Raw genomic sequence first — 2,714 nt, 5'->3', positions numbered from 1 at the left:
CCCGGGAGGACCGGGCGGGCCGTCGGCGTGCGGGGCGGCGAGGCCGCCGCGCGGTCAGTTGTTCTGCGAGGCGTCCGTGTCCGCCTGCGCGGCCGCGCTCTCGGCGGCGTCCAGCTTCGCCTGCATGTCCGCGGCCTGTCCGTCGGCACCCGCCGACTGCTCCGCCTTCGGACGGGCGTCCGCGCCGCCGCCGCATCCGGTCAGCAGCAGGACGGCCCCGGCGGCCAGGGCGGCGAGGGCGACGGCTCCGCGCCGGGCGGAGCTCACTTGGACCCCTGCGCGGTGCACCAGGTGGAGACGGCCTTCAGGTCCTCCTGGCGCTTCTGCAGGGTCGGCACCAGGCTCTTGCGGAACGTCAGACGGTCGTTCAGGTAGTTCTGGACCTCGGTGTGGCCGGCGCTCTTGGCCTCGTTGACGCGCTGCTCCAGGCGGGCGATCGAGCCCGGGACGGTGGCGTCTCCGTTCAGCCGGTTCAGGGCCGTGCCGATCCGGGCCTCGGTCTTCGGCAGGCGCTTGCAGATCGACTTGGCACCGTCGCCCTTCGGCGCCGGCTTGGAGGCCTTCGCCGACGGGGCCGCGCTCGGCGCGGTGGAGTCGGCCAGCGCGGGGCCGGCGGAGAGCAGTGCACCGGCCAGGGCGACGGCGCCGACGGCGGCGGCGGTCCTACGGTTCGCGAGCATGGTGGTATCCCCTTCGGTGCGACGGGCCGGGGCGCGGGTGCGGCGGCCGGACAGGACGCTAGGGAGCCTTTTTGTGGATTCCTTGTGACCCCCGCACCACCGTCCGGCCGGCCGTTCGTGCCCCGTCAGCCGCCCCGGGAGATCCAGTCGCGCCGGGCGGGCAGCCGCAGCGTCGGCTCGTCCCGCGAGGCCAGCGGGAGGCGCACCTCGAAGCGTGCGCCCGGCCCGCCCGGCACGTCGCCGAGGGTGACCGTGCCCCGGTGCAGCGCCGCCTGCTGGGCCACCAGCGTGAGCCCCAGTCCGGAGCCCGGGCTGCCGGGCCGGTGCTGGAACCGGCCGAACACGGCCCCGCGTTCACCGGGCGGCACACCGGGCCCCGCGTCGTCCACCGTCAGCACGGCGAAACCCTCCCGGGAGCGCAGCCGGACCGTGACCCGGGCCGGCTCGCCGGGCTGGTGGCCGTGCACCACCGCGTTGCGCAGCAGGTTGTCGAGCATGATCTTCAGGCCGGAGTCCCAGCCGAAGACCCGCAGCTCGGCCAGCAGTTCCACGTCCAGGAGCAGTTCCGTCGCGCCGTGCCGGCGCGCCGCCTCGCCGGCGGCCGCGTCCACCAGCTCGCACAGGTCGGTGGGGGCGAAGGCGGACACCTCCACCAGATCGCCGAGCGCCAGCATCCGCAGCGCGCCCAGCAGTTCGAGCAGCCGGGCGTGGTCGCTGCGCAGGTCCCGCACCACCTCGGCCCGTTCGGCGGGGGAGAGGTCGGGGTGGGCGGCGAGCACGTCCAGGTCCGTCTGCATGCTCATCAGCGGCGTGCGCAGCTCGTGCGAGGCGGCGGAGGAGAACGACCGGGCGGTCTCCAGCGCCTGCGCCGTCCGCGCGGCCTGCTCGTCGTAGCGGGTCAGGAGCTGGCCGATGGCCGCGGACAGCTCGTCCACCTCCGCGATCTTCACCGGCGTCCCGGCGAACGCCGCCGCCCCGGCCGCCGGGTCGAGGGCGGCGGCCCGCCGGCTCAGGCGCCGCACCGAGGCGGTCGCCCGCCCCGCCAGCCCGTACGCCAGGAGCCCGGACACGGGCGCCGCCAGCAGGGCCACCAGCAGCACCCGCCGCCGCACGGCCGCCACCTGCGGATCGGTGCTCGACGCCGGAGTGTAGATCCACAGGTTCCCCGGAGCGGGGCCCGCCACCGGCACGCTCAGCACCCGCCAGGCGTGCCCCTTGGCGCGGACCGTGACCGGCCCGTCCGGGGTCCGGTCCGGCAGCCGCACCGCCGCCTCGGGCTGCGGGCCGCCCTCCAGGACGGTCGTGCCGTCCGCGCCGCGGACCCGGATCCCCGTGTCCAGGGCGTCCCCGAGCACCTTGCGGTGCTGGTTCTGCTCGGCCTTCGCCCTGCCGCCCCGGTCGGCCGCCAGCAGGGCCCGGGCGTCGGGCAGCACGGCCGCGGCCCGGTCCTGCAACCGCGCGTCCTGCTGCTGGCGCAGGTCGCGGCTGACGAGCCCCAGCACCGCCAGGCCCGCGGCCAGCACCAGCAACGGCATGACCACGGTCACCGAGAGCGCGATCCGGGTGGCGAGCTTCACGACCCGCTCCCCGCCCCGGGCACCCGCAGCACGAAGCCGACGCCGCGCACCGTGTGGATCAGCCGGGGCCGTCCGCCCTCCTCCAGCTTGCGGCGCAGATAGCTGACGAAGGTGTCGACCGCGTCGGTGCGCACCTCGAAGTCGTAGCCCCACACCCGGTCCAGCAGCTGGTCCCGGGTCAGGACGATGCCCGCGTTGCGCACCAGCGCGGCCAGCAGCTCGAACTCCCGGCGGGTCAGGTGCACCTCGGCGCCGCCGTGGTGCACCTGCCGGGTCGCCTGGTCCATCTCCAGCGGCCCGGCGCGCAGCACGTCGCGCCCGCCGCGGGCGGGGCTGCGGCGCAGCAGGGCGTGCAGCCGCAGCACCAGTTCCTCCAGCGCGAAGGGTTTGACGAGGTAGTCGTCGGCTCCGGCCTGCAGGCCGGCCCCCCGGTTGGCCAGCTCGTCCAGGGCCGACA

4 protein-coding genes are annotated in these 2,714 nt (G+C 76.3%); all 4 read right to left on the bottom strand.

The window, feature by feature from the left end; genetic code table 11:
- Positions 1–54: 54 nt before the first annotated feature.
- A complete protein-coding gene (locus ACFVXK_RS38060) occupies positions 55–267 on the bottom strand; it encodes a hypothetical protein (protein WP_389621811.1) in 213 nt (70 codons plus the stop codon).
- Positions 264–680: a hypothetical protein gene (locus ACFVXK_RS38055; protein WP_389621809.1), complete on the bottom strand. Its 417-nt coding sequence runs from the start codon at positions 678–680 to the stop codon at positions 264–266. Before ACFVXK_RS38055 ends, ACFVXK_RS38060 begins: the two co-directional genes overlap by 4 nt.
- Positions 681–805: 125 nt before the next feature.
- Entirely contained in the window at positions 806–2,257 is a 1,452-nt protein-coding gene (locus tag ACFVXK_RS38050; RefSeq protein ID WP_389621806.1) for a sensor histidine kinase, read from the bottom strand.
- A partial coding sequence (locus ACFVXK_RS38045) for a response regulator transcription factor (protein WP_389621803.1) occupies positions 2,254–2,714 on the bottom strand: 461 nt, incomplete at its 5' end. The genes ACFVXK_RS38050 and ACFVXK_RS38045, both read right to left, overlap by 4 nt.

This window comes from Streptomyces sp. NPDC058157, assembly GCF_042884105.1.
In the GTDB taxonomy this organism is placed as follows: domain Bacteria; phylum Actinomycetota; class Actinomycetes; order Streptomycetales; family Streptomycetaceae; genus Streptomyces.
The sequence above is the reverse complement of the archived record's forward strand: the minus strand, read 5'-3'. Positions and strand labels throughout refer to the sequence as shown.

Excerpts from the sequence above, each read along its gene's own strand:
- ACFVXK_RS38055 (WP_389621809.1), bottom strand. The coding sequence starts at position 680 with ATGCTCGCGAACCGTAGGACCGCCGCCGCCGTCGGCGCCGTCGCCCTG.